Consider the following 22724-nt stretch of genomic DNA (forward strand, 5'->3'; position numbering starts at 1 on the left):
CTCAATCATACTTGGCGTGGCAGCGGCTTTTTTCATGAATGAGAACGTCGATGGTTTCGTGCATTTTTTCCATGTCGCCCGCGTCGCAGGCTTTTTGGAATGCTTCGCACGCCTCGGTGTACTGCTCGTAATATTCGTCGCCGTACCCCTCGCAGGTGACCATCAGTGCGGAGTCTTCGAGAAAGGAATCAATGGCCTCGCGGGGCGGCATCCGGTTTTCATGGATCATCGCCAACAGAATTCTGAAGCTTGATTTCATGCGTTTTTTGAGCGTCTTGTATTCGGGTTTGCCTTCAACGTGCCGGGTTTCTTGCTGCTCGTCACATTCCCGGGAGCGGCTTTTGATCCGGGCTTTCAGGGATATCTGGCCGAATTCGTCCCTGATGCCCAGCTTGATTTTTTTGAATTCGTTCACGCAGGCAAGCTCACCGCTGCCGCCGGATTCAAGGGCGTCCGCAAGTTCGCGCAGGAATCCGGCGAGTTCTTCCCGTGTTGCAAACCGGTTGATCCTTGTTTCGTTTCTCATTCGTTTCTCCGGAGGTTGAGAGATAGGGCGCTGGCAAATGCGTTACAGAAAATAACACCGTTGCGGAATGATAACGGCTCGTTACTGAGACACCCAAAGCCGGGTTGCTGTACCGAGTGCCTCAAGGCTGCACGCGGCCGGGCCTGTGCCATGGATTGGCCTTCGGCTGCGTATGCGCCGTTTCAGATTATCGGTGTATCGGCTTGCGACGTGAGCACGCGGGTCAGGAATTGGCCGTCCTCTTCGGCCACTTCGATTTTCCAGCCTATCTTGTCCACCAGCTGCTGGCTGAGTTGCAGCCCGAGGCCGTAGCCGTCGTTGTTGGCCGTATCGTTTTCCCCGGAGGAGTGAATCCGGTTGGCGACCTTGATGCCCCCCGGGCTGTTGCTGATGCGGATTTCGCCGTCGCAGGAGTGCTGGAAGGCGTTGCGTACGAGGTTGGTCAGGATGATGTGGGCCAGAGTGGGCGGGGTGCGCAAGGTCACGGGTTGCAGGTCCGTGCTCAGGGAAACTTCTTTTCCTTCTATGAGGTAGACGTTTTCGTCGATGATTTCGCGGATACAGTCGTCGATCCGTACCTCCTGTTCGGGCAGGGGGGATTCCATCTCCCGAGAGAGCCAAAGCAGAGCCACGGTCAGGTGCTTCATGTTGCGGACGGCCTTGGTCATGCGCTTGTGGGAGCTTTTGTAGCGGTTGTCCTGCGTGATGCCTTGGCGCTCCATGAGCTCCAGATTGTTCTGGATGATGGCTATGGGGGTGCGCAACTCGTGGCTGGCATACTTGTGAAACCGTTTTTCCCGCGCCATTCCCGCGGTCAGGCGGCGTGAAGTGGCCAGGATCATTTGCGCGACGTTGTCGAGTTCGTCGTATTTGAATTTTCTGGGTTCCTTGTCCAGATTTTCCGGCGACAGGGAAATTGTCCATTTGTGCAGTGATTCCACTGGATTTGCAATACGCTTGAAAAGAACAAAGGCCAGTGCAAGCACCACGATGATCGACAGCAGGCCCGCCAATGCGGGCGTATAAAAATAATAGAAGTCAAATTTGCGGTGGGCGCTTTTGCTCACTTCGCCTTCAATGGATTGATACACCAGATAGACGGTGGCGTCGTCGGGTCGCGTGAGGCTGTGAATTTTGTAATGCGATTTGCCCACATGCAGATAGGCAAAGGGGTCGGAGCGGAGTTGTTGTGCATCGTAGTTGTTGCGGATGTCCAGAGGAAGGTCCCTGAAATGGGCGTACCCTCTGATGTGCCCCTGGTCGGGCAGGGGGACGTCCGGATTGCGGGCATATTCCTTGAGGTAGTTGGTGGAGGCTTCTTCCAGACGGAATTCCACGAAGAGTTCAAAGCCCCGCCGCAAATAGTTGCTGAGAAAGAATGTGTAGCCGACCACCAGCACCACACAGGTGAGCACGAAAAAGGAAATGATGGATTTTTGGAGGCTATGCCTGCACTTCACTGTTGTTTCCTGAGCACGAATCCGACGCCCGGGATCGTCTGGATCAAAGGTTCGGGGAAGGGTTTGTCCACCTTTTGCCGCAGCTTGTGCATATGCACCTTGAGGCTGTTGCTTTCGGGCAGAATTTCGCCCCATACGGCCCGTTGTATCTCGTCCTTGGGCGCGATGTTCGGGCTCATCTTGGCCATGTACTCCAAAAGCGCCCATTCCTTGGGGGAGAGCGTCAGCTTGATTCCGGCGCGGGTGGCCTGATGTTGTTCGGTATCCACTTCAAGGTCCGCCACCACATAGCGTCGGGGCTGGCTGCTGCGTCGTTTGGCCAGCGCCCGAACGCGGAGCAGCAGCTCCTTGAGCGCAAAGGGCTTGACCAGATAGTCGTCGGACCCGGCCTCGAATCCTTCGATCTTGTCATCGAGGGAGTCGCGTGCCGTGATCATCAGCACCGGCACGTCGAGGCCGTCGCGCCGGAGCTTGGAACAGAGATTCAGCCCGTTGAGCTTGGGCAGCATGACGTCGAGCATGATGACGTCGTATTTGTATTCCCGTGCCAGCTGCAGGCCGTGCTCGCCGTTGGCGGCATGGTCGCAGGTGATGCCTTCCAGTTCGAGGTATTCCACAAGCGAGGCGGCAAGATCGAGATCGTCTTCCACCAGCAGAGCGTATATGTTCATGGCGTTTCCCTTGATAACGCGGCGGTCATGGCTCCGGCGGAACAATGCGGAAAGCATATCCCGCCGGAGCCTTTTTGGCAAAACCTATGCCGCGGGTGTGTCGTTGTGGCTGTTTCGTCCGGCGCGGATTTTTCGCACCAGTGCCAGTACGCCCACGAAGAAGACCGGCGCGAAGATGATGCCGAGCACCGAGGCGCTGAGCATGCCGCCGATGACGCCCGTGCCGATGGCGCGCTGGCTCGCCGCGCCCGCCCCATGGGCCACGGCCAGCGGGATGACGCCCAGAATGAAGGCCATGGAAGTCATGATGATGGGCCGGAAACGCAGGCGGGCCGCCTGAATGGCAGACTCCTTGAGCCCGTGCCCTTCCGCGTAGAGGTCCTTGGCGAATTCCACGATCAGGATGGCGTTTTTGGAGGCCAGGCCGATGATGGTGATCAGGCCGACCTTGAAGTACACGTCGTTGTCCATGCCCAGCAGCGTGACCATGAGCACGGAACCCAGCGCGCCAATGGGCACGATGAGCATGACCGACAGCGGGATGGCCCAGCTTTCGTACAGGGCCACCAGCAGCAGGAAGACCACCACAAGGGCCAGCGAGAAGAGCATGGGCGCCTGTGCGCCGGACTGCTTTTCCTGATAGGACAGCTCGGTCCACTCATAGCTGATGCCTTTGGGCAGGTCTTGCATGATGTTTTCCATTTCGTCCATGACCTCGCCGGTACTGTAGCCCGGGGCCGCTCCGCCCGTGAGCTTGAAGCTGGGGTAGCCGTTGTAGCGGACCACCTGCACCGGGCCGATTTCCCAGCTGGTGTTGACCACGGAGGTGAGCGGAACCTGGTCGCCGCTGGAGTTGGGCACATACAGGGTTTCCAGACTCTCGGGACTGCGGCGGTATTTTGCATCCGCCTGAACCACCACGTTCTGCATGCGGCCGCTGTTGGCAAAGTCGTTGACGTTGGCCGAACCGAAGGCGCTGGCCAGAACCGTCCTGATGTCGCTGAAGTTCACGCCCTGCGTTTCGGCCTTGTCGCGGTCTATCTCGACACGCAACTGGGGTGCGTCGGGCAGGCCGTCGATTCGGGCGTAGGACAGGACCGGGGATTGGTTGGCCTTGCTCAGAATCATGCCTGCGGACTGTGCCAGCTTGGCACGGCCCACGCCGGACCTGTCTTCCAGCCGCAACGAAAAGCCGCCCGTGTTGCCCAGCCCGTCGATGGGTGCCGGGTTCACGGCAAAGGCGAAGCCGTCGTCCAGCCCGGAAAAGGCCATGTTTGCCTTGAGCACGATGTCCGTTGCCGATTCACCTTCTCCGCGTTCGGACCAGTCCTTGAACATGGGGAAGGCAGCGGCCGCGTTCTGGCCTTGTCCCGAGAAGCTGAACCCGAGAACCGTGAACGCGTTGTCAATGGCCGGGGTGTTCTCAAAGAAGTGTTCGATCTTCTTCACCTGCGTCAGGGCACGCGGATAGGTGGCGCCCGGTGGCAGCTGCACGCTGCAGACCATGTAGCCCTGGTCCTCGTTGGGCACGAACCCGGAGGGCAGGCGCATGTAGACGAAGCCGAGTCCGATCAACAGAGCGAGGTATATGATCATCATCCGGCCGGTCTTGGTCACCAGTTTGCCGGTCAGCCCCTGATAGCGTTCGCCGAGAATGTCGAATTTGCGGTTGAACCAGCCGAAGAAGCCAGCCTTGGCTTCATGGCTGCCTTTGGCCACGGGCCGGAGCAGCGTGGCGCACAGGGCCGGTGTCATGGTCAGGGCCAGGAAACCGGAGATGAGGATGGATACGGCCACGGAAATGGCGAACTGCCGATAGATGACGCCCACGGAACCGGACATGAAGCCCAGGGGGAAGAACACCGCGGAAAGCACCAGCGTGATGCCCACGATGGCCCCGGATATCTGCTTCATGGCCTTGATGGTCGCTTCCTTGGGGGGCAGTCCTTCCGTGCTCATGATGCGTTCCACGTTTTCCACCACCACGATGGCGTCGTCCACGAGGATGCCGATGGCCAGCACCATGCCGAACATGGTCATCATGTTGATGGAGAAGCCCACCACGTACATCACGCCGAAGGTGCCCAGCAGGCAGACCGGCACGACGATGGACGGTATGAGGGTGTAGCGGAAGTTCTGCAGGAACAGGAACATGACCAGAAAGACCAGTACGATGGCTTCGAACAGGGTGTGGACCACTTTTTCGATGGCCACGTCCACGAATTTGGAGGTGTCCAGCGGAATCGTGACCTGAATCCCTTCGGGCAGCGTCTGCTTGATTTCATCCAGTCGGGCGCGCACGCGTTCCACCGTGCCCAGCGCATTGCCGCCCGGGGCGAGCTGCACGGCTGCGGCCGCGGCTTCATGGCCGTTGAGCCGGGACTGCGTGTTGTAGGACTCCGGGCCCACTTCGATGCGGGCCACGTCGGAGAGGTGAACAACAGAGCCATCCACGTCCGCGTGCAGGATGATGTGGCCGAATTCCTCGGGGCTTTGCAGCATGCCGCGCACGATAAGGGTGGCGGACATTTCCTGATCCAGATTGCCCGGACGCGAGCCGAAGCTGCCTGCGGGAACCTGAACGTTCTGGGCCGTGATGGCCTGGTTCACGTCGCTGATGGAAAGGCCGTAGCTGAGCAGCTTCTGTGGATCCACCCAGACGCGCATGGCACTTTCCGCGGCAAAGAACTGGACCTTGCCCACGCCCTCCACGCGGCGGATTTCGTTGTTCACGTTGCGGGCCATGATGTCGGCCAGAACCTGCGGGTCCTGCCCGTTGTTTTCCGTGTAGGAGAGAGCATAGACCATGAGGAAGCCCGCACTGGTCTGCTCCACCTCGATGCCTTGGTCCAGCACGGCCTGCGGCAGGCTGGATTCGGCGTTGGACAGCCTGTTCTGCACGTCAACCTGTGCGAAGTCCGGGTCGGTGCCGGGCTTGAAGGTGACGGTGATGTCGGCGGTTCCGTTGGAGTAGCTGATGGACTCGTAGTAGAGCAATCCCTTGGCGCCGTTGAGTTCCTCTTCGATCTGGCTGACCACGGTATCGGTCAGGGTCTGCGCCGAGGCACCGGGGTACACCAGGCCGATGGAGATTTGCGGCGGTGCAACCGAGGGGTATTTTTCCATGGGCATGGAGGGAATGGCCAGAATACCCGCCAGGGATATGAATATGGCAACCACCCATGCGAAGTTGGGTCTGTTGATAAAAAAGTCGGACATGTTGGATACCTGATATATTTTTGTTTCGGTGCAGGGCCTGCGCTACTACGCGGCCGGCTTGTCCGAAGAGCCCTGGCCAGGGTCGATCTTCATGCCCGGCTTGACCTTGTTGGCGCCGTTGACGATAACGCGTTCGCCCGGCTTGAGTCCTTCCACAATCTGCCACTGGTTGTCGCGCATCCTGCCTGTCGTGACCGGGCGCACCTGAACCGTGTTCTGCTCGTCGAGAACGAAGACGGTTGCGCCGCCGGTCTGGGACATGGCCACAGCGCGTTGGGGCACGAAGATGGTGTTGCCGCCGCCAGTCGTGTGGATTTTGATGCGCACGAACATACCGGGAAGCAACATGCCGTCCTTGTTGGGGAATTCGCAACGCAGTGAAACCTGGCCGGTTTTTTCGTCCACGGACACGTCCGAGAAGAGCAGGCGCCCCTTGGCGGTGTAGTTCACGTTTTCGATGTGAACCGTGACCTCGGGCGCTTCGCCGGATTCTTTGCCCGCGTTCATGGCTGCGCGTACCTTGAGGTAGTCGGCCACGGGTTGGTTGATGTCCGCGTAGATGGGGTCGAGCTGCTGGATCTTGGCCAGTGCCGTGGCTTCGTTTTTGCCCACGAGCGCACCTTCGGTTACAAAGGCCGCACCGATTTTTCCCGAGATGGGGGCTTCCACCGTTGCATAGCTCAGGTCGAGGGAGGCGGTCATGACCGCGGCCTGGGCAGCCTGTTTTTCCGCCTTGGCGACCTTGTAGTTGGCGGCGGCCGTGTCGTAGTCCTGCTGGCTGATGACCTTGGTCTCGAGCAGCGGGGTATACCTGTTCAGCGTGGCCTTGTAGTCAGCAAGGCTGGCCTCGGCTTTGGCAAGGTCAGCCCTGGCCTGGGCCAGAGCGGCCTGGAACGGTGCGGGGTCGATATGAAAGAGAACCTGTCCCTTTTCCACAAAACTGCCTTCCTCGAAGTCGCGGGAAAGCAGGATGCCGGCCACGCGGGCCCGCACCTCGGCGTTCCGGACCGCAGAGATGCGCCCGGGCAATTCCGTTGTGTCGTTATCGGCAGAGGCCTTGACGGTGACGATGTCCACCTTGGGCATGTGCTGTGGTGCAGACTTGCCCTGTGCCTTTTGTTCGCTGTTGCAGCCGCAGAGGCCGAACAGGGCGGTCAGGGCCAGAACGCAAAGGACAGGCCTGATGTTACTGATGCGCATTGTTCTCTTTCTCTCCATAAATTGATGAAATGTATGTTGCGGATCGCCCTCGCAGGCCCGGTCCGCATCCTCTCCGTGGAGTCTCTATCAGGTTAACGGGTTAATAACCGGTTAACGTGTCGTGACAAATATGTTCCGGAAGCCGAAGAGTCAATGGGATTGAACAATGGGTGGTGGCGCGCTCGCCGGGGCTGGGTTCCGTCTGTCAGAGTCGTTCGCGAACTTTCACGAGGCGTTATGCCTCACGTCCCAGGATTCCAGGGACTGTTCGTAATCGCCGGTAGCGCGGATGAGTTTCCAGAACACCGGCCAGAGCTGTTTGGCGCGATGCAGGGGAAAGGGCATGACCTTGGATTTGTCTTTCAGGAAACACCGTATGTTGGCCGTGACCACATCGATCATGTCCAGAGCGTATTCTTCTGCGCTGTGGCTGGACGGTATATCGGGTTTGTGGAGGATGATCCCTTCGGCATAGGCCCGCATGATTCCGCCGGACCATGTGCGCCGGGAATAGGACCGCGCTGTTTCCATGGGATCGCGGTAAATGTGAACATAGAGCGGCCCGTCGCCGTATACGTGGTCGAGCCGCCCGAGCATCCAAGAAAGGCGGTTGTCGGCCTCGATGTGATGTCCCGGATAGTCGAGCCGCTCCTGAAAGAGGCGGTGGGTATTGCTTTCGTGCGCTGCGGTCCAGTTGGTCATGTGCTGGCAGGCCTTGATGAAGCTTACGGTGCCGCATCGGCCCGTACCGAGCACGAATACGTTTTTCAGTTCCTGCTTTTCGGAATTGTCGGTCATGCTGCTCCTGCAGTGTTGGTCGTAATGGGAACGAGTATGCCATTTTTCCGCGTGTTGCGCCAATCCCTCCGGTTTTGTCCAGCCTTGGTGTTGCCGGTTGCCCGTCGGTAACCGCTCGTTGCCTTTTGTGTTGATTCTGAAAATCAATTTTCTGATCGGAGTTTGTTCATGAGGTGTCGCTCAGAGGGGGGGCAGGGGGGGGAGGGCGACCTGAATCGTTTCTTTCATCGGGAGGATACGGTGTTTCGCCGCCAACTGGGTCGGTTTTTCCGTGGCTGGTCCGTCGTGTGGATTAGCCCATATTTGCTGTTGACACCCGGCTGATAGAGGAATATTTGCTTGAAAACGATTTTCAATATCAGAAACGAAGCCGTGCTCCTGTTTTGTGAAGGGAATGGTGGGCGCGGCTGTTGCAACGGTTGATAAAAACATGAGTCGAGAAGTTTTCAGGAAAGAGAGGCTGGTGCTTGAGGGGGCCAGGGCCGCCATGCTTCGATCGGATGAGGACGGTGTGTCGGTGGCCCCGGTCCTTGCCGGCTTGGTGGACGAATACGGACGTCTTCTGCGTCAGAGCCGTCGGTTGGTGACCATGGGGGACCGCATGCAGCAGTCCCTGAACGCTCTCAATCATGATCTGGCCGTGAGCGAGCAGAAGTACCGCGGCATATTCGAGAATGTGGCCGAAGGCATTTGCCGTTGCGATGCGGACGGAATGCTGGTGGAGGCCAATCCGGCCATGGCGGAGATGTTCGGGTTCTATGATTCCGAATCCTTTTTGGAGGCGGTTCCGGATTTCCAGTCCCTGTTTTGCCGCGCCGAGGACTACGAACTGTATGAAACCCTGCTTGCCGCCGATCAGCTCCGGCGTTTTCAGGTACGTTTGTGCAGCCCGGAGAGCGGCAGACTTTGGGCCGAGGTCAGCGCCAGCGTCATGGATGACCGGGAAGCCTTTCCCGGCGGCATCGTCTGCGTGCTGGCCGACGTGACCGAGCGCAAGCACATGATCGAGGAGATGCGGCGGCTGGCCAGAACCGACAGCCTTACCGGGCTTTACAACCGCGGGCATTTCATGGAGCTGACCGAACGGGAGCTGGCCCGCTCCCGGCGCACGCGGTCACCCTTGTCCATGCTCATCGTGGATGTGGATCATTTCAAAAACGTCAACGACACCTATGGCCACGACGTGGGCGACAAGGCACTGGTGACCCTGAGCCGCGTGCTGCGGGACGCCGTGCGTGAAATCGACGTGGTGGGCCGGTTCGGGGGCGAGGAGTTCGTGGTCCTGCTGCCGGACGCGGACCGCCGCAATGCCTGCCGCGTGGCAGACAGGATTTTGGAGTGCGTCAGGGAAGCCCGGATCGACATCGGCGGCAAACAGGTCGGCGTGACCGTGAGCATCGGCCTGACCGCCTGCGAGGATGACGAGGAAGATCTGGACAGGCTGATCAAGTATGCGGACATCGCTCTGTATGCGGCCAAAAAGAACGGTCGGGACAGGGTCGAAGTGTATCGGCGTTCGGGCTGCCATTGCCGGAGGGAAGCCGACTGCATGGAAGCGATGGCCGTGCGGGGAGAGTCATGAGTTGGGCCGTTTCCATATTTCGCCACATGCTGGACTGGAGGGTGGAGCGCAAGGTCACGCTCCTTTTGTTGCTGAGCGTTGTGGCTGTTCCGCTTGTTTTGCTTGTGATGCTGCATTCGCAGGGCGCGCAGGCGACCATGAACTTTCTGGTGGGTCTGCTCACCGCGTCCATCATCCTGTTCGTGCCTTTGTCCAAATGGATGAGTCATGTCATCGCCTTGCGCAACATCCGCGAGATCAACGATCAGTGCACGCAGATCAAGCAGGGCGATTATGCCAACGTGGAATTGCCGCTCAACGATTTTGATGGTTCGGGGCACGATTTCGTGCGTCTGAAGCGCAATATGTACTGGATGGGCCATGCCATCGCCACCCGGGAAAAACGTCTGCAATCCGCCATGACCCGGCTGGCCGCAAGTCAGCGCCAGATCGGGGAAAGTCTGGACTACGCCCGATTGATTCAGACGTCGTTTCTTCCCGATGCTGCCAAGCTCGACGATCTTTTGCCCGGGCATTTCCTCATATGGAGCCAGCGCGATGCCGTGGGCGGCGATTCCTACTGGTTTCGCAAATGGGGCGGGGGATTCTTTGTCGGAGTCATGGATTGCACGGGCCACGGCGTGCCGGGCGCGTTCATGACCCTGATCGTGCATTCGCTGCTGGAAAAGGCCGTGGCCGAAGCCGATGGCAGCCCGGCCGCTGTTTTGGGCAGCATGAATCGTCTCATCAAAAAGGCCCTGCGCCAGAATCGCAAGGACGCCGTGTCCGACGACGGCATGGACTGCGCACTTTGCTACGTGAACCCGGACGCAGGACGACTGACGTTTGCCGGGGCGCGCAATTCCCTGTTTCGGGTGGATGCGGACGGCGTCGAGGTCATCAAGGGAGACCGCTGCGGGCTCGGCTATGTGCGCTCCCCGGAAGACTACCGGTTTTCGGACACCAGTATTCACCTGACGGGGAAACAACGATTTTACATGGCCACGGATGGTCTTTCGGATCAGGTGGGCGGCGAAAAGCGGCTTCCGTTCGGCAAACGGCGTTTCATGCGTTTCGTCAACGACGGTTTTCGTACGCCCATGAATGTGCAGCGAGAGGAACTGCTGCACCTTTTCGAAGAGTATCAGGGCGGCGAGACCCGCCGCGACGACGTGACCGTGCTCGGCTTTGAGCTCGGTTGAAAGGGGGAATGGTATGGCAAAAAGTTTATTCAGATATTACGAAGAGATGGAGCGCGAAGGCGTCATCCTTTATTTCAACGGGCCGCTTTCGCAGCCCGTGGTGGAGAGCATCGCCCAGTTGATGCGCAACAAGATGAGCGCCGAAGAGGCGGGCATGGGGGCTGTGCAGCGCGTTTTTTCCATTCTTGTGGAGCAGATGCAGAACATTGTGCGCTATTCGTCCGAACGCCATGTGACCAATGAAGATCAGCAGGGAGAGATGGCGCAGGGGCAGGTCGTGGTGGGACGGGAAGCCGATGGCCGTTTTTTCGTGGCCTGCGGCAACAGGGCCAGCTCCGAAGACTGCAACGAGCTGGCGCGCCACATTGAAATGCTGCGCAAGATGACCGCCGGTGAGCTTAAGGCGTATTACCGCGAACGCAGACGGCAAAAGGGGCCGGTAACCAGCAAGGGGAGCGGCCTGGGCTTTGTGGAAATGGCGCGCAAGGCGGCCCGGCCCATGGATTTCGACATACGCCCCCTTGACGGCGGAACCTCGTTTTTTTCCATGAAGGTCGTGGCCCAGTAGGAGATGATTATGACCAGATTCAGTGTACAGGCGACCAAGTCGTCACCCCGTATCGATTTTGATCCGCAGTCCATGTCTTTTGAGATCAAGGGCGAGTCGTACCCCGAGAATTGTGGCACGTTCTACAGCCCCATGTTCGAGTGGCTGGAGCGTTTTTTCGACAAGAGCAACGGCGAACGCATGGAGATCGACATGGAGATTCTCTATTTCAACAGCTCGTCGTCCAAAACGTTCATGGACCTTTTCGACATGCTCGACGAGCAGGCGGACAGGGGCAAGAACATCGTGGTCAATTGGCGGTATCACGAGGAAAATGAGTCGGCCATGGAGTGCGGCGAGGAATTCATGGAAGACGTATCCAACATCAAGTTCAACCTCATTGAATTTACGGATCAGCAAAGGCAGGAAGGCATATGACCCCGAATCAGATCAAGGCGTCCCTCAGGACGCTGGTACCGTTGCAGCAGCCCGTATTTCTTTGGGGCGCGCCCGGCGTGGGCAAGAGCCAGGTGGTGGCGCAGGTGGCCGAGGAGCTCGGCCGCGAACTCACCGACATCCGCGCCGTGCTCTTGGACCCCGTGGACCTGCGCGGACTGCCGTCCGTGAACAATGATGGCACCGCCCATTGGTGCCCGCCCGCGTTTTTGCCCACCCAGGGCGAGGGCGTGCTGTTTTTGGACGAACTCAACGCGGCCCCGCCGCTGGTGCAGGCCGCCTGCTACCAACTGGTGCTGGACCGCAAGGTGGGCGAATACACGCTGCCGGACGGCTGGACCGTGGTGGCCGCGGGCAACCGCGAAACCGACCGGGCTGTGACGCACCGCATGCCCTCGGCCCTTGCCAACCGTTTCGTGCACCTTGATTTTTCCGTGGATGTGGAAACATGGCTCGAATGGGCCGAACAACGCGAACTGGCCGAGGAGGTCAGGGCGTTTATTCGTTTCCGGCCCAACCTGCTGCACGACTTTGACCCCAAAAAGAGCGAAAAGGCCTTTCCCTCGCCCCGTTCATGGGAGTTTGCGGCCCGCATCATTGCCGCGCGCCCGGAGCCGGACGTGGAACTGAGTCTGCTCAAGGGAACCGTGGGCCCCGGAGCCGCCATCGAGTTCGCGGGGTTTTCCAAGCTTTTTCGGCAACTGCCCGACCCGGAAGTCATTATTAAGGACCCGGAATCCGCCGAGATTCCGGAAGAGCCAGCCACGTTGTATGCCCTGTGCGAAGCCCTGGCCAACAAGGCGGGCGACAATACCGCCGAAAGCATCATCGCCTATGCTTCGCGTTTGCCCTCGGAGTTCGGGGTGCTGCTGGTGCGCGATTCCGTGAAAACGCACCGGGGTGTTGTGGAGTCCCCGGCTTTTTCGCGCTGGGCCACGGCCAATTCCGACGTCTTGCTCTAGGAGCGCCCATGGACGCAGTTCGCAAGAAATTGCTCAAGGCCCGCACCGGCCTGTTGCTGGAACACCCGTTTTTCGGGTCGCTTTGTCTGCGCATGAATCCGGTGCCGGACCCGAAGTGCGCCACCGCATGGACCGACGGCAGGACGCTGGCCTACAATCCCGCCTATGTGGCCGGGCTGAGCGAGGCGCAGGTGAAGGGGCTCATGGCCCATACGGTCATGCATCCGGCCTGTCAGCACCATGTGCGGCGCAGGGAGCGCGACGCGCACCACTGGAACATGGCCTGCGATCATGCCATCAACTGGGTGCTGCTCGACGCGGGCATCATCCTGCCTCCCGGATATCTGGACAACCCCGCCTACCATGGCCGCAGCGCCGACGACATCTATGCGGACCTGCACTCGCACGGCGGCGAGGAGAGCCGCCCGTCCCTGACCGAGGGAGAGGGCGAGGCGCAGGGCGAGCTGGACTGGGACGGTCCTGTGGGCAACATGGGCGAGCACGACGACCCCGGGGATGATTCGGATTCCGGCACCGGCGAGGCCGGAGGCGACGGCGACACGCCGCAGGGCGCATCGGACGGGGAAACCGCCGAATCCGGCAGCGAACAGCACGGCGACCCCGGCGGCAGCGGCGAAGTACGCGACGGTCAGAACGACGTGGAAGGCGGTGCCTCGGACGAGGGCGGCACCGACGAGGAATGGGAGCTGGCCATGGCGCAAGCCGCACAGCAGGCGCGCGATATGGGCGACCTGCCCGGCTCGCTGGAGCGGCTCATCAAGGAAGTCCTGAACCCGGAGCTTGACTGGCAGGAATTGCTGGAGCGGTTCATTTGCGACCGGGCGCGGGACGATTACAGCTGGACCCCACCCAACAAGCGTTTTTTGCACATGAATTTGATTTTGCCGTCCCTTTCCAACCGCAAGCTGCCGGAGGTGGTGCTGGCCATCGACACTTCGGGCAGCGTCACGGACGCGGAGATGAACCAGTTCGGGGCCGAGGTCTCGGGGATTCTGGAATCCTTCGACACCACCGTGCACGTGGCCTACTGCGACAGCACCGTCACGGGCAGCCAGTCCTTTGGCCGCAATGATTTGCCGCTGGAGCTGACCCCGGAGGGCGGCGGCGGAACCGATTATCGCCCGGTGTTCGAGTGGGTGGAGCAGGAAGGGCTGGACCCGGCCTGTCTCGTGTATCTCACGGACATGGAGTGCATGCATTTTCCGCGGTGCGATCCGGAATATCCCGTGCTGTGGGCCCGGGTGGGCGGCGGCGGAAACACGCCTCCGTTCGGCGACATGATCGACATTCATTGACCAGGAGGCGCACATGAAGATCGAATGGAAGATTGAAAAAAAGCGCGGCAATTACAGGCCGGTTCTCAAGTACGGCATCACCCTGGAGGATTTCGAGGTGGATCTGGCCGTGCCGCAGGTGGTGCTGGAAGAGGCGTTGCCCTGTCCTCCGTCCGCGTGGCGATCCTTTTGCTATCCGGGGCAGGATGAACGGGCAAACACGCCGACCGAGTGGCATCGGCTGGTCACTCCCTCCCACAAACAGGGAACCGCCCATGGAGAGCTGACTCTCCCGTGGCGTGGCCCGGAAGCCGGATTCGACGACGTGCGGGAGGCCTTTGAACGGCTGCGCAGGGATTTCGAGGCCGTTCTGGTCAAGACGCACGACAGTTCTCCCCTCGACCTTGTCGAAAATCTCGAACTGAGCGAGGAAACGCGCAAGCATATCGCGGCAGGCGTGGCCTCGGCCCGCTTCCTTTCCGCCGTGGGGTTTTGATTATCTGTTCAAATGAATGGCGCCAGACTCGGGCGTAAGGCTTTGCCAAAGGGCAGAGCCTTTTTTTGTTGTACGGTTTTCGGGTACGTGTTCTGGGCATTTATCGTTGCCGTTGTGTCCCGCTTTTTCCGGCCGGTTTGACTCCGAACTTGCGCCAAACAATCGGTCTGGTGTAGTCAGTCCCCATGTATCACTGGTCCGATGCTACACATACTCTCAACCTGAAGGACACTGAATGAAATCTGATCGCCGCATGTCCCGGCCCTGCTCGGTATTTGTTTGTTTTGTGTTTGTTCTGGTGGCATGTCTGTCTTTTGGTGGCTGCAATGACAGCGAAATTGTCGGGGATACATCCGTTAAGCTCGACCAAAACGGCTTTCCGGTCAGCGTGAAGGGCAAAGTGGGCACAATGGCCGAGAGGGACGGTGAATTGTCGTTGGTCGTGGTTGCTTCGGCATACACCCTTCGTCCGCAGGAAACCAAGGATTATGCAAAGGGCGTGGCTGCCTGGGGGGATAAACTCAAACCCGGCATGAAGGCCGTTGCCGTGTCCCGCGATCTTATCCCCCTTGGTCTCGGGCATAATGCCGTGGTCACCATTCGGGGGCTGTCGGGCAAATACCGCGTGCTCGACAAGATGAACAAACGCTGGAAGCGCAGGATTGATATTCTGTTCGGCCACGATCTGGAACTGGCCCGAAAGTGGGGCAAAAGAAAGGTCGTTATCAGTTGGCCTGCGCCGTAAAAGCAAGGCACGGTGCTGCTGATTGATCCCGGATATGTTTTCGCTTGCGGGACCATGGCTGGCAACGTCATCCATGCCTTTGGGCACCAGCCGTTTGTGCCAGCGAAAAAGAAAGCCTTTGAACTCGGCATGTTGCCATGTTCAAAGGCTTTTTTCTTTCATGGTCGGGGCGGAGAGATTTGAACTCCCGGCATCCAGTTCCCAAAACTGGCGCGCTACCAAACTGCGCCACGCCCCGGCGGCTGATGTTCCTACGTCAAAACCCGACGGAAGGCAAGACGCTCAGGGCAGGCCTACGCCGTCCAGCTGATGACCGCAATGGGTGCAGGCTCCGTCCTTGGTGGCCGGGGGAGCCGTTGCAAAGCCCATGCGGTCCATGACCACGGCCCCGCAGCCCGGACAGAGTGTGCGCGCGTATTCGCTGCCCGGCACGTTGCCGATGTACACGTAACGAAGTCCGGCCTGCCTGCCGATTCTCCGGGCCTGTTCAAGGCTGTCCGTGCCCGTGAGAGGGCGGTCGCGCAGCAGGTGGTCCGGGTGGAAGCGCGACAGGTGCCACGGCACCTGCGGTCCCAGTTCTTCCGCAATGAACCGGGCCATGGCCTTCAGTTCGTCCGTATCGTCGTTGAGGCCGGGGATGAGCAGGGTGGTGACCTCCAGCCACCAGCCAAGCTCCATGATGTGTACAAGGTTGTCCAGGACCGGCTTGAGCCGCGCATCGCATTGCTCCCGGTAGAAATCTTCGCTGAAGCTCTTGAGGTCGATATTGGCGGCGTGCATGACCGGTCCGAGCTCGTCCAGACATTCCGTGCTCATGAATCCATTGGAAACGATGATGTTTTTCAGGCCGTTGTCCACGGCCAGCCGCGCGGTGTCCTGCATCAATTCGAAAAAGATCGTGGGTTCGGAGTAGGTGTACGAGATGCTCTGCGCGTCGTGTTGCACGGCTTGCTCCACCAGCTCCGCAGGCGACATCATACGGCCGTCCGGCAGAGTGCCTGTGCGCGGCGGTTGCGAAAGCGAGGCGTTCTGGCAGAATTTGCAGCCCATGTTGCACCCCATGGTGGCCAGCGAAAAGGTGCCGGTGCCGGGCAGAAAGTGATAGAGCGGCTTCTTTTCCACCGGGTCCATGCCCAGCGCCGCTATCTTGCCGTAATTCAGCGCGTGGAGCACGCCGTTTTCATTACGGCGCACGCCGCAGCGGCCTGTCTCGCCGGGCCGGATCACGCAGAAATGGTTGCACAGCCTGCATTGGACCGCATCGTCCTTGAGGGATTTCCAGAGTCGCGCTTGCATGGTTTTTGCCACCTTGTCAGGGAGTGGTTCCGTTATCGTCTCGCGGCCAGCTCACGTCCGGGTCCACGGTGATGATGACCTTGTCGTACCAGTCAACCTCTTCCTTTTTGGGGCCAGGGTCGGCATGGATTACGGTATTCCCCTGTTCATCCTTGGAAAATGTGGTGTTGCCGTCGGTCTGGTCCTTTGAGGTTCCCCATGTGTAGTCGGAACGGTTCTTGGCTGTGTCCTTGTTTTTGAATTTCTGCGCAGTTGCGGTCATAGGGCATGCCAAAACAATGGCGACTGTCATCAAAAGTGAAAAGCGAATTATTCCAATCATTTGAGCGCCTCCCGAATCGTGCGGACTTCTTGTATTGATATACGTACTGCGGACGGGTATGGCAATGCAAATTGCGCACCGCAGACCCTGCTTGAACTTGGCACGGCAAACGCCTATAACCCAAGGCCAGCGCAACGACATACTCAGGAGTAGCACAATGACCGACAGCGCCAAGCGTTCCCGCGCCTATACCGAGGCGGGCGTCAACATAGACGAGGCCAACCGTTTCATCGGCCGCATCAAGAACATGGTCGCCAGCACGTTTACCCCGGGCGTGGCCACGGGCATCGGCGGATTCGGCGGCCTTTTCCAGCCGGATGTGGCGGGCATGGAAGCGCCCATGCTGGTGGCCGGGACCGACGGTGTGGGCACCAAGCTCAAGCTGGCCTTTGTTTTTGACAAGCACGACACCATCGGCATCGACCTTGTGGCCATGAGCGTCAACGACGTTTTGGTGCAGGGTGCCAAGCCGCTTTTCTTCTTGGATTATTTTGCCACAGGCAAGCTGGAGTCCGGCGTTGCCGAGCAGGTGGTCAGCGGCGTTGTGGATGGCTGTCGCCAGTCCGAATGCGCGCTTTTGGGCGGCGAGACCGCCGAGATGCCCGGTTTTTACGCGGATGGTGAGTACGACCTTTCCGGCTTTTGCGTGGGCATCGTGGATACGCCCAAGGTAGTCACGGGCGGGCGCATCGAATCCGGCGACGTGTTCATCGGCCTCGGTGCCAGCGGTCCCCATTCCAACGGCTATTCCCTGATCCGCAAGATTTTCGACGAGTCCGGCCTTGCCGCGGACGACACTTTTCCGGGCACGGACGAAAAGGCCGCGGACGTATTGATTCGGCCCACGCGCCTGTACGTCAAATCGGTCATGGCCCTTTTGGAACGCGTGGACGTCAAGGGCATGGTGCACGTCACGGGCGGCGGCTTCTACGACAATGTGCCCCGCGTACTGCCGGAAAACGTGACCGCTCGGTTCGATTTCGGCGCATGGGATATGCCGCCGGTCTTCAACTGGCTTAAGGAACAGGGCAAATTGAGCTGGCCTGAGATGTTGCAGATTTTCAACTGCGGCATCGGCTACATCGTGGCCGTTTCCCCGGATCAGGCCGACGAAACTCTGGCCGTGCTCAAGGAGCAGGGCGAACAGGCGTGGGTCATCGGCCGGGCCGAAGCATACTCCTCGGGCGAGCAGGTCATCATCGACGGCGCCGACTGACGAGGGGACAGATAGAGGGCACATAGCTGCGTTACTGCAAAAAAGACAGAGCCTCGCGTATGGAAGAATACGCGTCGGCCCTGTCTTTTTTTTGCGCCTTGCCCTGCACCCCCTCTCTGTCCCCTCGTGGGATCGAATAGAGGGCACATAGCTGCGTTACTGCAAAAAAGGCAGAGCCACGTGTATGGGAAAATACGCGTCGGGCCTGCTTTTTTTTTGCGCCTTGTGTATGCCTTTCAGGCGGAGCAGGGCGCTGCCTTGCACCCGCAAGGGACACGTCCCTTGACCCTGTTCTGTTTCGCATTTTTCAAATGCGAAACGGGTACATGAAATCAGTGATCAGTATTTTTTTTGCCTACTTCACAAACACAACTGCGCCCGTCCTGCGAAAGCAGGGCGGGCGCAGCGCCAGAAAGTTTTGGAGATTCTCAAGAACCTTTTCCAAAAGGTTCTTGAGCCGCCGGAGGCATTCTTTTCACATTACCCCAGATAGGGGTTGAAGTAGCCGTAATTGATCCACGGCAACGCCTTCTTGAGCCGTTTCTTGAAGTTGTTGAATCCCATGCACGGTCCGAATTCGAAGGGCCGCATGAGGTCCAGATAGATTTCCGGGTCAAGGTTCAGGTTGCGCAGCTGGATGAAATCGTACTTGCAGGTTTCGCCCAGTTCGATGAGCGCGGCAAGCTCTTTTTCCGTGTCGGTAATGCCCGGGAAATAGAGCAGGTTCAGGGAAACATGCATGCCCACGTCGTGCGCCTTGGCAATGGTCTCGCGCACATCGTCAAAGGAGTAGCTCTTGGGCCGGTAATAGGCCTCGTAGGTCTCCTTGCGCGCACTGTTCAGGCTGACGCGGATGGAGCTGACCCCGGCGATCTTGAGCGCGGGCATGGTCTGCGGCCGCGAACCGTTGGTGTTGATATTCACGGTGCCTGTGCCGCCCTCGTGGCGATAGGCACTGGTGGCCTCGGCCAGCAGTTCGGCCTCGGTCAGCGGCTCGCCTTCGCAGCCTTGGCCGAAGGAGAAGATGGGCCTGCGCTCGCGTGATTCGTGTCGGCGCATGATGTCCACGATTTCCTTGACCGTGGGCCGAAAGGAGATGCGGCACTGCGGCGAGGGATAGCCGGATTCCTCGGGCTGGTGCGAGATGCAGCCCACGCATGCGGCATTGCAGGCCTGCGCCGTGGGCAGCGGGCATTCGAACCGGCCCAGCGCAAGGTTTTTGGCAGCCGGGCAGCCGTGGGTGAGCGCGCAGCCCGCAAGGTGGCTCACCAGCCGGTTGCCCGGCATTTCCTGCATGAGCTGGTGCGCTCCTGCCTCGATGCGGTCCGGCGCGATGTTGGTGAAAACCTGACGTTTGTCCGTATCCACTTTTTTTGCACAGACCCAGAATTTGCCTTCGGCGTAACCGATGGAGGCATAGGAGAGCAGGGGCAGGGCCTGTTTGTTGTCGTCGGATTCATAGGCGGCCACGCCCGTGACCGTGTGACCGGGGCAGATGAATGCGGCCACGGCCAGTTCTTCCATGACTTCCACGGAACCGTTTTCCGGGTCAAAGCCCACGGCATGACGGCTGGGGAGCATGAAGAATTCGCTGTCCGGCGGCAGTTGGATGATTTCATCCGGTCGGGGCAGGCCGAATTCCGAGCCGCGCCGTGTCATGAGCAGCAGGTCCGGATGGTCGTATATCTGTCCGTTCGAATCGGAGAAAAGCAATCGCGGTTGGGGTTTTTTCTTGCTAGCCATGCGGGGGATGATAGTGACAATGGTTTGCGCTGGCAAGCCGGGGTTCGAATTAATAATATAGATTGCGGGCCTTGAGGGTGAGTTTGTCCTCTTGTGGAATGAGCGGGCACATAAAAAGGCCGGCATCCCTGAGGATACCGGCCCTTGCAATCGATATTGCTGCTCGTCGGCTTAACGCTTGGAGTACTGGAAGTTGGCGCGGGCGCCACGCAGGCCGTACTTTTTACGCTCTTTCTTACGAGCATCGCGGGTCAGCAGACCAGCTTTCTTGAGCACGCCGCGCAGTTCGGGATCGAACTCGCACAGGGCGCGGGCAATGCCGTGACGCACGGCCTGGGCCTGTCCTGCAACGCCGCCGCCGGAGCAACGGACCTTGATGTCGAACTTGCCGAGGGTCTTGGTCAGCTTGAGCGGCTGCTGGATGACCATCTGCAGGGTCTTGCGCGGGAAGTATTCGTCGTACGGGCGATCGTTGATGGTGATCACGCCGGTGCCTTCATAAAGACGGGTGCGGGCAATGCCGTTTTTGCGCTTGCCGGTACCGTAATTGAATTCACTCATGGTCGGTTCCCCTTAAAATTCCAAAGTTTTGGGCTGCTGGGCTTCGTGGGGATGCTCGGAACCGGTGTAGACCTTCAGCTTCTTCATCTGCTGACGGGCGAGGCGGTTCTTGGGCAGCATGCCCTTCACGGCCGCGGTGATGACGTTTTCCGGCTTGATGGCCAGCATCTCACGCAGGCTCTTGGACTTGATGCCACCGGGGAACCCGGTGTGCTTGTAGTACATCTTCTGGTCAAGCTTCTGGCCAGTCACCTTGATCTTGTCGGCGTTGAGCACAATGATGAAATCGCCCATGTCCATGTGGTGGGCGTATTCGGGCTTGTGCTTGCCGCGCAGACGGTTGGCAATCTCGGTGGCCAGTCGGCCAAGTACCTTGTCCGTTGCGTCAACGACGTACCACTCGGGGGAAACGTCTTTGGGCGTCGGGCTATATGTCTTCATAATAAAATGCTCCTTGCACGATCTGGGAAGGGGACTTTTACGGATTATGTCCCCGCATGTCAAGTGACAAGAGCGGAAAAGGGCTGAATCGTACATGCAAACTACCGGGGAACGGGTTGGGTGGGATGTCCCGGGTGGTTGCTGTTGCGTTCGTCTTTACCGTCTTTGGTCACGAAATTATGGCCGGACCATTTGGCCCGGACGGGTTGTATACGCCGACTTTGCGTAAAAGGAAACATTTTTTTTCGAGTCAGGTTTCAGGGGGGCGTGGGCTTACGCGCAGAAGGAGATTTTTCGATTGAGCTTTTTCGTGAGGTTGGTGCGTTTACGCGCAGTGGGAGAGGGGGATGACGTAGCTTTTTAATGAGTACGTTGCGCTTACGCGCAGTCGCGCAATGACAGTACTTGTTTGGATGAATTGGTTTCGGCCCATTCGGGCCGACGTACTTTTTTTGCCATAGCAGAAAAAAAGTACGCAAAAAAGCTGCATTGCCCCGTCGCCCCTGAAAGCTCTTGCCGCAACCCGCTGCAATCGCCTACGGGCCGTCACACAGTCGCTGCGCTCCGGGTGTTCCGGTGTCCCCTTCGGCGATTGGCGGGATTGGTGGCTCGTGCTTGAAACATATTTCAAGGGTAAGCTCCATCCGGCCTGTCGCTGTGAGTACGTGCTTTTATTCCGTGAGACAGCATAACGCGTTCGCTCGACTAATCAACTCGTCGTCTGTTCGTCGTTCAGTGTATTACTTTCCCCCGTACCCCGCTCAAACCCACGAGGTTTAGTGCCGCTTAAGCAAGCGGAGGATTAGCCGAGCAAGGCTCGGCCCGTAGCGAAGGTTTGCGGCACTTGCCGAGAGGGAACGCGGGTTGTTGCGGTCAAGCGCAGTTTTTTGCCTTCTTTTTTTCTGCGCCAGCAAAAAAAGAAGGTCGCCCTAGAGGGCGAAACCTTCAATAAATGTGCTTCTATGGTGTTCGACTGCGCGTCAGCGCAACATCTTTTTTACTTTTTTGGCTTTGGAATTTTACCCAATTTGGACATGGCACATATGGCCATTAAAACCTCGTCAGTATATCTTCTGTAGAATTTGGCAAAGCCAAAAAAGAAAGTGTAGGAAAGGATGGCCGATCCTCCGATGAGAAGTGATATACATATGATTTCTTCAGAGCTTACATAGAACTCTTTGAAGTATTTATATATTGCCATTGAAACTGCTAGGTTGAAAATAAGTGATGTTATGAGGCATAAGGTTCTAGAGAAACCATACAAAGCTACATAGTTTTGTAGTTTTGAGCTGTGTACTGATTTTTGCTCGTAGGCAAAGTGGTAGAGGTATTTAAAGAAATTTGGTGTGTGTTGCATAAATAACGGAGTGTCAGAATTAATGTGGCACAAAATTTTATTTACGCAGTCCATTACATAATTTTTCTCTTTTTCGTTTTTGTATTCTTTAAAATATTTTTTATCAAAATTTAAAATTTTGCCTATGAAAAAATCCAGAATGACGACCGGCAGTAGGAAGGTGATGAATGTTACAGCTAATATGCATGTTTGAAGTACACCATTTCTGGATATTTCACGGAAAAATGAAAGTCTGCCAAGTCCAAATCGGATTTTAGAGGGATAGCCTGCACGACATATCAAATAACGTTCAACGATTTCCGCTGAAATAACACTGAGCGCAAATCCGAAGGTGTATGAAAAAACAATGAAGCCGATGAGTATGAACCATATGACTCCTTCCCCTTCCGGAAGGGGAGGGATACTGCACAGGTCATGCTTAACCAATACATAACTTAGACATAGGGTAAATACGGAACCGGGGACAAGGTAGCCGAGGAAGTCGTAAATGGAGAAAGGATTTTGTTCCATTGCAAGCCTCAAAGGTTGTTCGAATTAATTGTGTCAAGCGTTATAGTTTAATTCGAAGAGGCTTTCGAGGTTGTTAGAACAAGAAACAAAGCGGCCAGCAAGGGTATCCCTGCTGGCCGCTTGTTTATTCAACGATAATC

Annotated in this window: 23 protein-coding genes and 1 tRNA gene; 10 read left to right on the top strand and 14 right to left on the bottom strand. The window is 58.1% G+C overall.

Features of this window, described 5'->3' with window-relative positions:
* Position 1 precedes the first annotated feature (1 nt).
* The 7 genes from F8A88_RS06880 to F8A88_RS15865 form a co-directional block, all read right to left on the bottom strand.
* Entirely contained in the window at positions 2–526 is a 525-nt protein-coding gene (locus tag F8A88_RS06880) for a GAK system XXXCH domain-containing protein (protein WP_151150402.1), read from the bottom strand.
* Positions 527–708: 182 nt separating this feature from the next.
* Positions 709–1986: a sensor histidine kinase gene (locus F8A88_RS06885; RefSeq protein WP_161598352.1), complete on the bottom strand. Its 1278-nt coding sequence runs from the start codon at positions 1984–1986 to the stop codon at positions 709–711.
* Positions 1983–2657: a response regulator transcription factor gene (locus F8A88_RS06890; protein WP_151150404.1), complete on the bottom strand. Its 675-nt coding sequence runs from the start codon at positions 2655–2657 to the stop codon at positions 1983–1985. Before F8A88_RS06890 ends, F8A88_RS06885 begins: the two co-directional genes overlap by 4 nt.
* A gap of 84 nt (positions 2658–2741) precedes the next feature.
* Entirely contained in the window at positions 2742–5876 is a 3135-nt protein-coding gene (locus F8A88_RS06895) for an efflux RND transporter permease subunit (protein ID WP_151150405.1), read from the bottom strand.
* Between the two features lie 45 nt (positions 5877–5921).
* Entirely contained in the window at positions 5922–7076 is a 1155-nt protein-coding gene (locus F8A88_RS06900) for an efflux RND transporter periplasmic adaptor subunit (RefSeq protein ID WP_151150406.1), read from the bottom strand.
* A gap of 225 nt (positions 7077–7301) precedes the next feature.
* A complete protein-coding gene (locus tag F8A88_RS06905; RefSeq protein WP_151150407.1) occupies positions 7302–7874 on the bottom strand; it encodes a hypothetical protein in 573 nt (190 codons plus the stop codon).
* A gap of 180 nt (positions 7875–8054) precedes the next feature.
* Positions 8055–8363 carry a hypothetical protein gene (locus F8A88_RS15865; protein ID WP_170283778.1) on the bottom strand — a complete coding sequence of 103 codons (309 nt, stop codon included), beginning with the start codon at positions 8361–8363 and terminating at the stop codon, positions 8055–8057.
* On the opposite strand from F8A88_RS15865, the gene F8A88_RS06910 reads away from it, so the two are divergent.
* The 9 genes from F8A88_RS06910 (at position 8362) to F8A88_RS15745 (ending at position 15321) form a co-directional block, all read left to right on the top strand.
* On the top strand, positions 8362–9456 hold the full coding sequence (locus F8A88_RS06910) for a GGDEF domain-containing protein (protein ID WP_241667379.1): 1095 nt from the start codon (positions 8362–8364) through the stop codon (positions 9454–9456). The two genes, F8A88_RS15865 and F8A88_RS06910, sit on opposite strands and share 2 nt — an antisense overlap.
* Positions 9453–10637 (top strand): PP2C family protein-serine/threonine phosphatase, encoded by a 1185-nt coding sequence (locus F8A88_RS06915; protein WP_151150408.1) that lies wholly within the window; start codon positions 9453–9455, stop codon positions 10635–10637. The genes F8A88_RS06910 and F8A88_RS06915 overlap by 4 nt, the downstream gene beginning before the upstream one ends.
* Before the next feature lie 13 nt (positions 10638–10650).
* Positions 10651–11205 (top strand): SiaB family protein kinase, encoded by a 555-nt coding sequence (locus tag F8A88_RS06920; protein WP_151150409.1) that lies wholly within the window; start codon positions 10651–10653, stop codon positions 11203–11205.
* 9 nt (positions 11206–11214) lie between these two features.
* The gene (locus F8A88_RS06925; RefSeq protein WP_151150410.1) at positions 11215–11622 is read left to right on the top strand and encodes a DUF1987 domain-containing protein; all 408 of its coding nucleotides are present in this window, start codon (positions 11215–11217) and stop codon (positions 11620–11622) included.
* A complete protein-coding gene (locus F8A88_RS06930; protein ID WP_151150411.1) occupies positions 11619–12602 on the top strand; it encodes an AAA family ATPase in 984 nt (327 codons plus the stop codon). Before F8A88_RS06925 ends, F8A88_RS06930 begins: the two co-directional genes overlap by 4 nt.
* Positions 12603–12610: 8 nt before the next feature.
* Positions 12611–13918: a vWA domain-containing protein gene (locus F8A88_RS06935; RefSeq protein WP_151150412.1), complete on the top strand. Its 1308-nt coding sequence runs from the start codon at positions 12611–12613 to the stop codon at positions 13916–13918.
* A 13-nt stretch (positions 13919–13931) separates the two neighbouring features.
* Positions 13932–14393 (top strand): hypothetical protein, encoded by a 462-nt coding sequence (locus F8A88_RS06940; RefSeq protein ID WP_151150413.1) that lies wholly within the window; start codon positions 13932–13934, stop codon positions 14391–14393.
* 235 nt (positions 14394–14628) lie between these two features.
* Positions 14629–15138, top strand: coding sequence for a 3D domain-containing protein (locus F8A88_RS06945; protein WP_206666395.1), 510 nt, complete (start codon positions 14629–14631; stop codon positions 15136–15138).
* Positions 15139–15150: 12 nt separating this feature from the next.
* Positions 15151–15321, top strand: coding sequence for a hypothetical protein (locus F8A88_RS15745; RefSeq protein WP_161598353.1), 171 nt, complete (start codon positions 15151–15153; stop codon positions 15319–15321).
* Here F8A88_RS15745 and F8A88_RS06950 read toward each other — a convergent pair.
* From F8A88_RS06950 to F8A88_RS06960, 3 genes are all read right to left on the bottom strand, one after another.
* A tRNA-Pro gene (locus F8A88_RS06950) sits at positions 15300–15376 on the bottom strand. The two genes, F8A88_RS15745 and F8A88_RS06950, sit on opposite strands and share 22 nt — an antisense overlap.
* A gap of 44 nt (positions 15377–15420) precedes the next feature.
* Positions 15421–16434: an AmmeMemoRadiSam system radical SAM enzyme gene (gene amrS / locus F8A88_RS06955; protein ID WP_151150414.1), complete on the bottom strand. Its 1014-nt coding sequence runs from the start codon at positions 16432–16434 to the stop codon at positions 15421–15423.
* 16 nt (positions 16435–16450) lie between these two features.
* Positions 16451–16696 (bottom strand): hypothetical protein, encoded by a 246-nt coding sequence (locus F8A88_RS06960; RefSeq protein ID WP_241667380.1) that lies wholly within the window; start codon positions 16694–16696, stop codon positions 16451–16453.
* Positions 16697–16913: 217 nt separating this feature from the next.
* Between F8A88_RS06960 and purM the strand changes: the two genes are divergently transcribed.
* A complete protein-coding gene (gene purM, locus F8A88_RS06965; RefSeq protein ID WP_151150415.1) occupies positions 16914–17972 on the top strand; it encodes a phosphoribosylformylglycinamidine cyclo-ligase in 1059 nt (352 codons plus the stop codon).
* 480 nt (positions 17973–18452) lie between these two features.
* Here purM and F8A88_RS06970 read toward each other — a convergent pair whose 3' ends face one another.
* From F8A88_RS06970 to F8A88_RS06985, 4 genes are all read right to left on the bottom strand, one after another.
* Positions 18453–19715, bottom strand: coding sequence for a radical SAM family protein (locus F8A88_RS06970; protein ID WP_151150416.1), 1263 nt, complete (start codon positions 19713–19715; stop codon positions 18453–18455).
* A 171-nt stretch (positions 19716–19886) separates the two neighbouring features.
* Complete coding sequence (gene rpsI, locus F8A88_RS06975; RefSeq protein WP_151150417.1) at positions 19887–20276, bottom strand: 30S ribosomal protein S9; 390 nt, start codon at positions 20274–20276, stop codon at positions 19887–19889.
* Between the two features lie 12 nt (positions 20277–20288).
* Entirely contained in the window at positions 20289–20717 is a 429-nt protein-coding gene (gene rplM, locus F8A88_RS06980) for a 50S ribosomal protein L13 (protein ID WP_151150418.1), read from the bottom strand.
* 997 nt (positions 20718–21714) lie between these two features.
* On the bottom strand, positions 21715–22584 hold the full coding sequence (locus F8A88_RS06985; protein WP_151150419.1) for a hypothetical protein: 870 nt from the start codon (positions 22582–22584) through the stop codon (positions 21715–21717).
* Between the last annotated feature and the right edge of the window lie 140 nt (positions 22585–22724).

It is taken from the genome of Pseudodesulfovibrio senegalensis, from assembly GCF_008830225.1.
Taxonomy (GTDB): domain Bacteria; phylum Desulfobacterota; class Desulfovibrionia; order Desulfovibrionales; family Desulfovibrionaceae; genus Pseudodesulfovibrio; species Pseudodesulfovibrio senegalensis.

What these genes read in the sequence shown, in the direction of transcription:
- F8A88_RS06985 (WP_151150419.1), bottom strand. Translation starts at nt 22,584, where the DNA reads ATGGAACAAAATCCTTTCTCCATTTACGACTTCCTCGGCTACCTTGTC.
- F8A88_RS06960 (WP_241667380.1), bottom strand. Translation starts at nt 16,696, where the DNA reads ATGACCGCAACTGCGCAGAAATTCAAAAACAAGGACACAGCCAAGAAC.
- purM (WP_151150415.1), top strand. Translation starts at nt 16,914, where the DNA reads ATGACCGACAGCGCCAAGCGTTCCCGCGCCTATACCGAGGCGGGCGTC.
- F8A88_RS06940 (WP_151150413.1), top strand. Translation starts at nt 13,932, where the DNA reads ATGAAGATCGAATGGAAGATTGAAAAAAAGCGCGGCAATTACAGGCCG.
- rpsI (WP_151150417.1), bottom strand. Translation starts at nt 20,276, where the DNA reads ATGAGTGAATTCAATTACGGTACCGGCAAGCGCAAAAACGGCATTGCC.
- F8A88_RS06915 (WP_151150408.1), top strand. Translation starts at nt 9,453, where the DNA reads ATGAGTTGGGCCGTTTCCATATTTCGCCACATGCTGGACTGGAGGGTG.
- F8A88_RS06945 (WP_206666395.1), top strand. Translation starts at nt 14,629, where the DNA reads ATGAAATCTGATCGCCGCATGTCCCGGCCCTGCTCGGTATTTGTTTGT.
- F8A88_RS06920 (WP_151150409.1), top strand. Translation starts at nt 10,651, where the DNA reads ATGGCAAAAAGTTTATTCAGATATTACGAAGAGATGGAGCGCGAAGGC.
- amrS (WP_151150414.1), bottom strand. Translation starts at nt 16,434, where the DNA reads ATGCAAGCGCGACTCTGGAAATCCCTCAAGGACGATGCGGTCCAATGC.
- F8A88_RS06935 (WP_151150412.1), top strand. Translation starts at nt 12,611, where the DNA reads ATGGACGCAGTTCGCAAGAAATTGCTCAAGGCCCGCACCGGCCTGTTG.
- F8A88_RS06925 (WP_151150410.1), top strand. Translation starts at nt 11,215, where the DNA reads ATGACCAGATTCAGTGTACAGGCGACCAAGTCGTCACCCCGTATCGAT.
- F8A88_RS06880 (WP_151150402.1), bottom strand. Translation starts at nt 526, where the DNA reads ATGAGAAACGAAACAAGGATCAACCGGTTTGCAACACGGGAAGAACTC.
- F8A88_RS06895 (WP_151150405.1), bottom strand. Translation starts at nt 5,876, where the DNA reads ATGTCCGACTTTTTTATCAACAGACCCAACTTCGCATGGGTGGTTGCC.
- F8A88_RS15865 (WP_170283778.1), bottom strand. Translation starts at nt 8,363, where the DNA reads ATGGCGGCCCTGGCCCCCTCAAGCACCAGCCTCTCTTTCCTGAAAACT.
- F8A88_RS06930 (WP_151150411.1), top strand. Translation starts at nt 11,619, where the DNA reads ATGACCCCGAATCAGATCAAGGCGTCCCTCAGGACGCTGGTACCGTTG.
- F8A88_RS06970 (WP_151150416.1), bottom strand. Translation starts at nt 19,715, where the DNA reads ATGGCTAGCAAGAAAAAACCCCAACCGCGATTGCTTTTCTCCGATTCG.
- F8A88_RS06900 (WP_151150406.1), bottom strand. Translation starts at nt 7,076, where the DNA reads ATGCGCATCAGTAACATCAGGCCTGTCCTTTGCGTTCTGGCCCTGACC.
- rplM (WP_151150418.1), bottom strand. Translation starts at nt 20,717, where the DNA reads ATGAAGACATATAGCCCGACGCCCAAAGACGTTTCCCCCGAGTGGTAC.
- F8A88_RS06905 (WP_151150407.1), bottom strand. Translation starts at nt 7,874, where the DNA reads ATGACCGACAATTCCGAAAAGCAGGAACTGAAAAACGTATTCGTGCTC.
- F8A88_RS06910 (WP_241667379.1), top strand. Translation starts at nt 8,362, where the DNA reads ATGCTTCGATCGGATGAGGACGGTGTGTCGGTGGCCCCGGTCCTTGCC.
- F8A88_RS06890 (WP_151150404.1), bottom strand. Translation starts at nt 2,657, where the DNA reads ATGAACATATACGCTCTGCTGGTGGAAGACGATCTCGATCTTGCCGCC.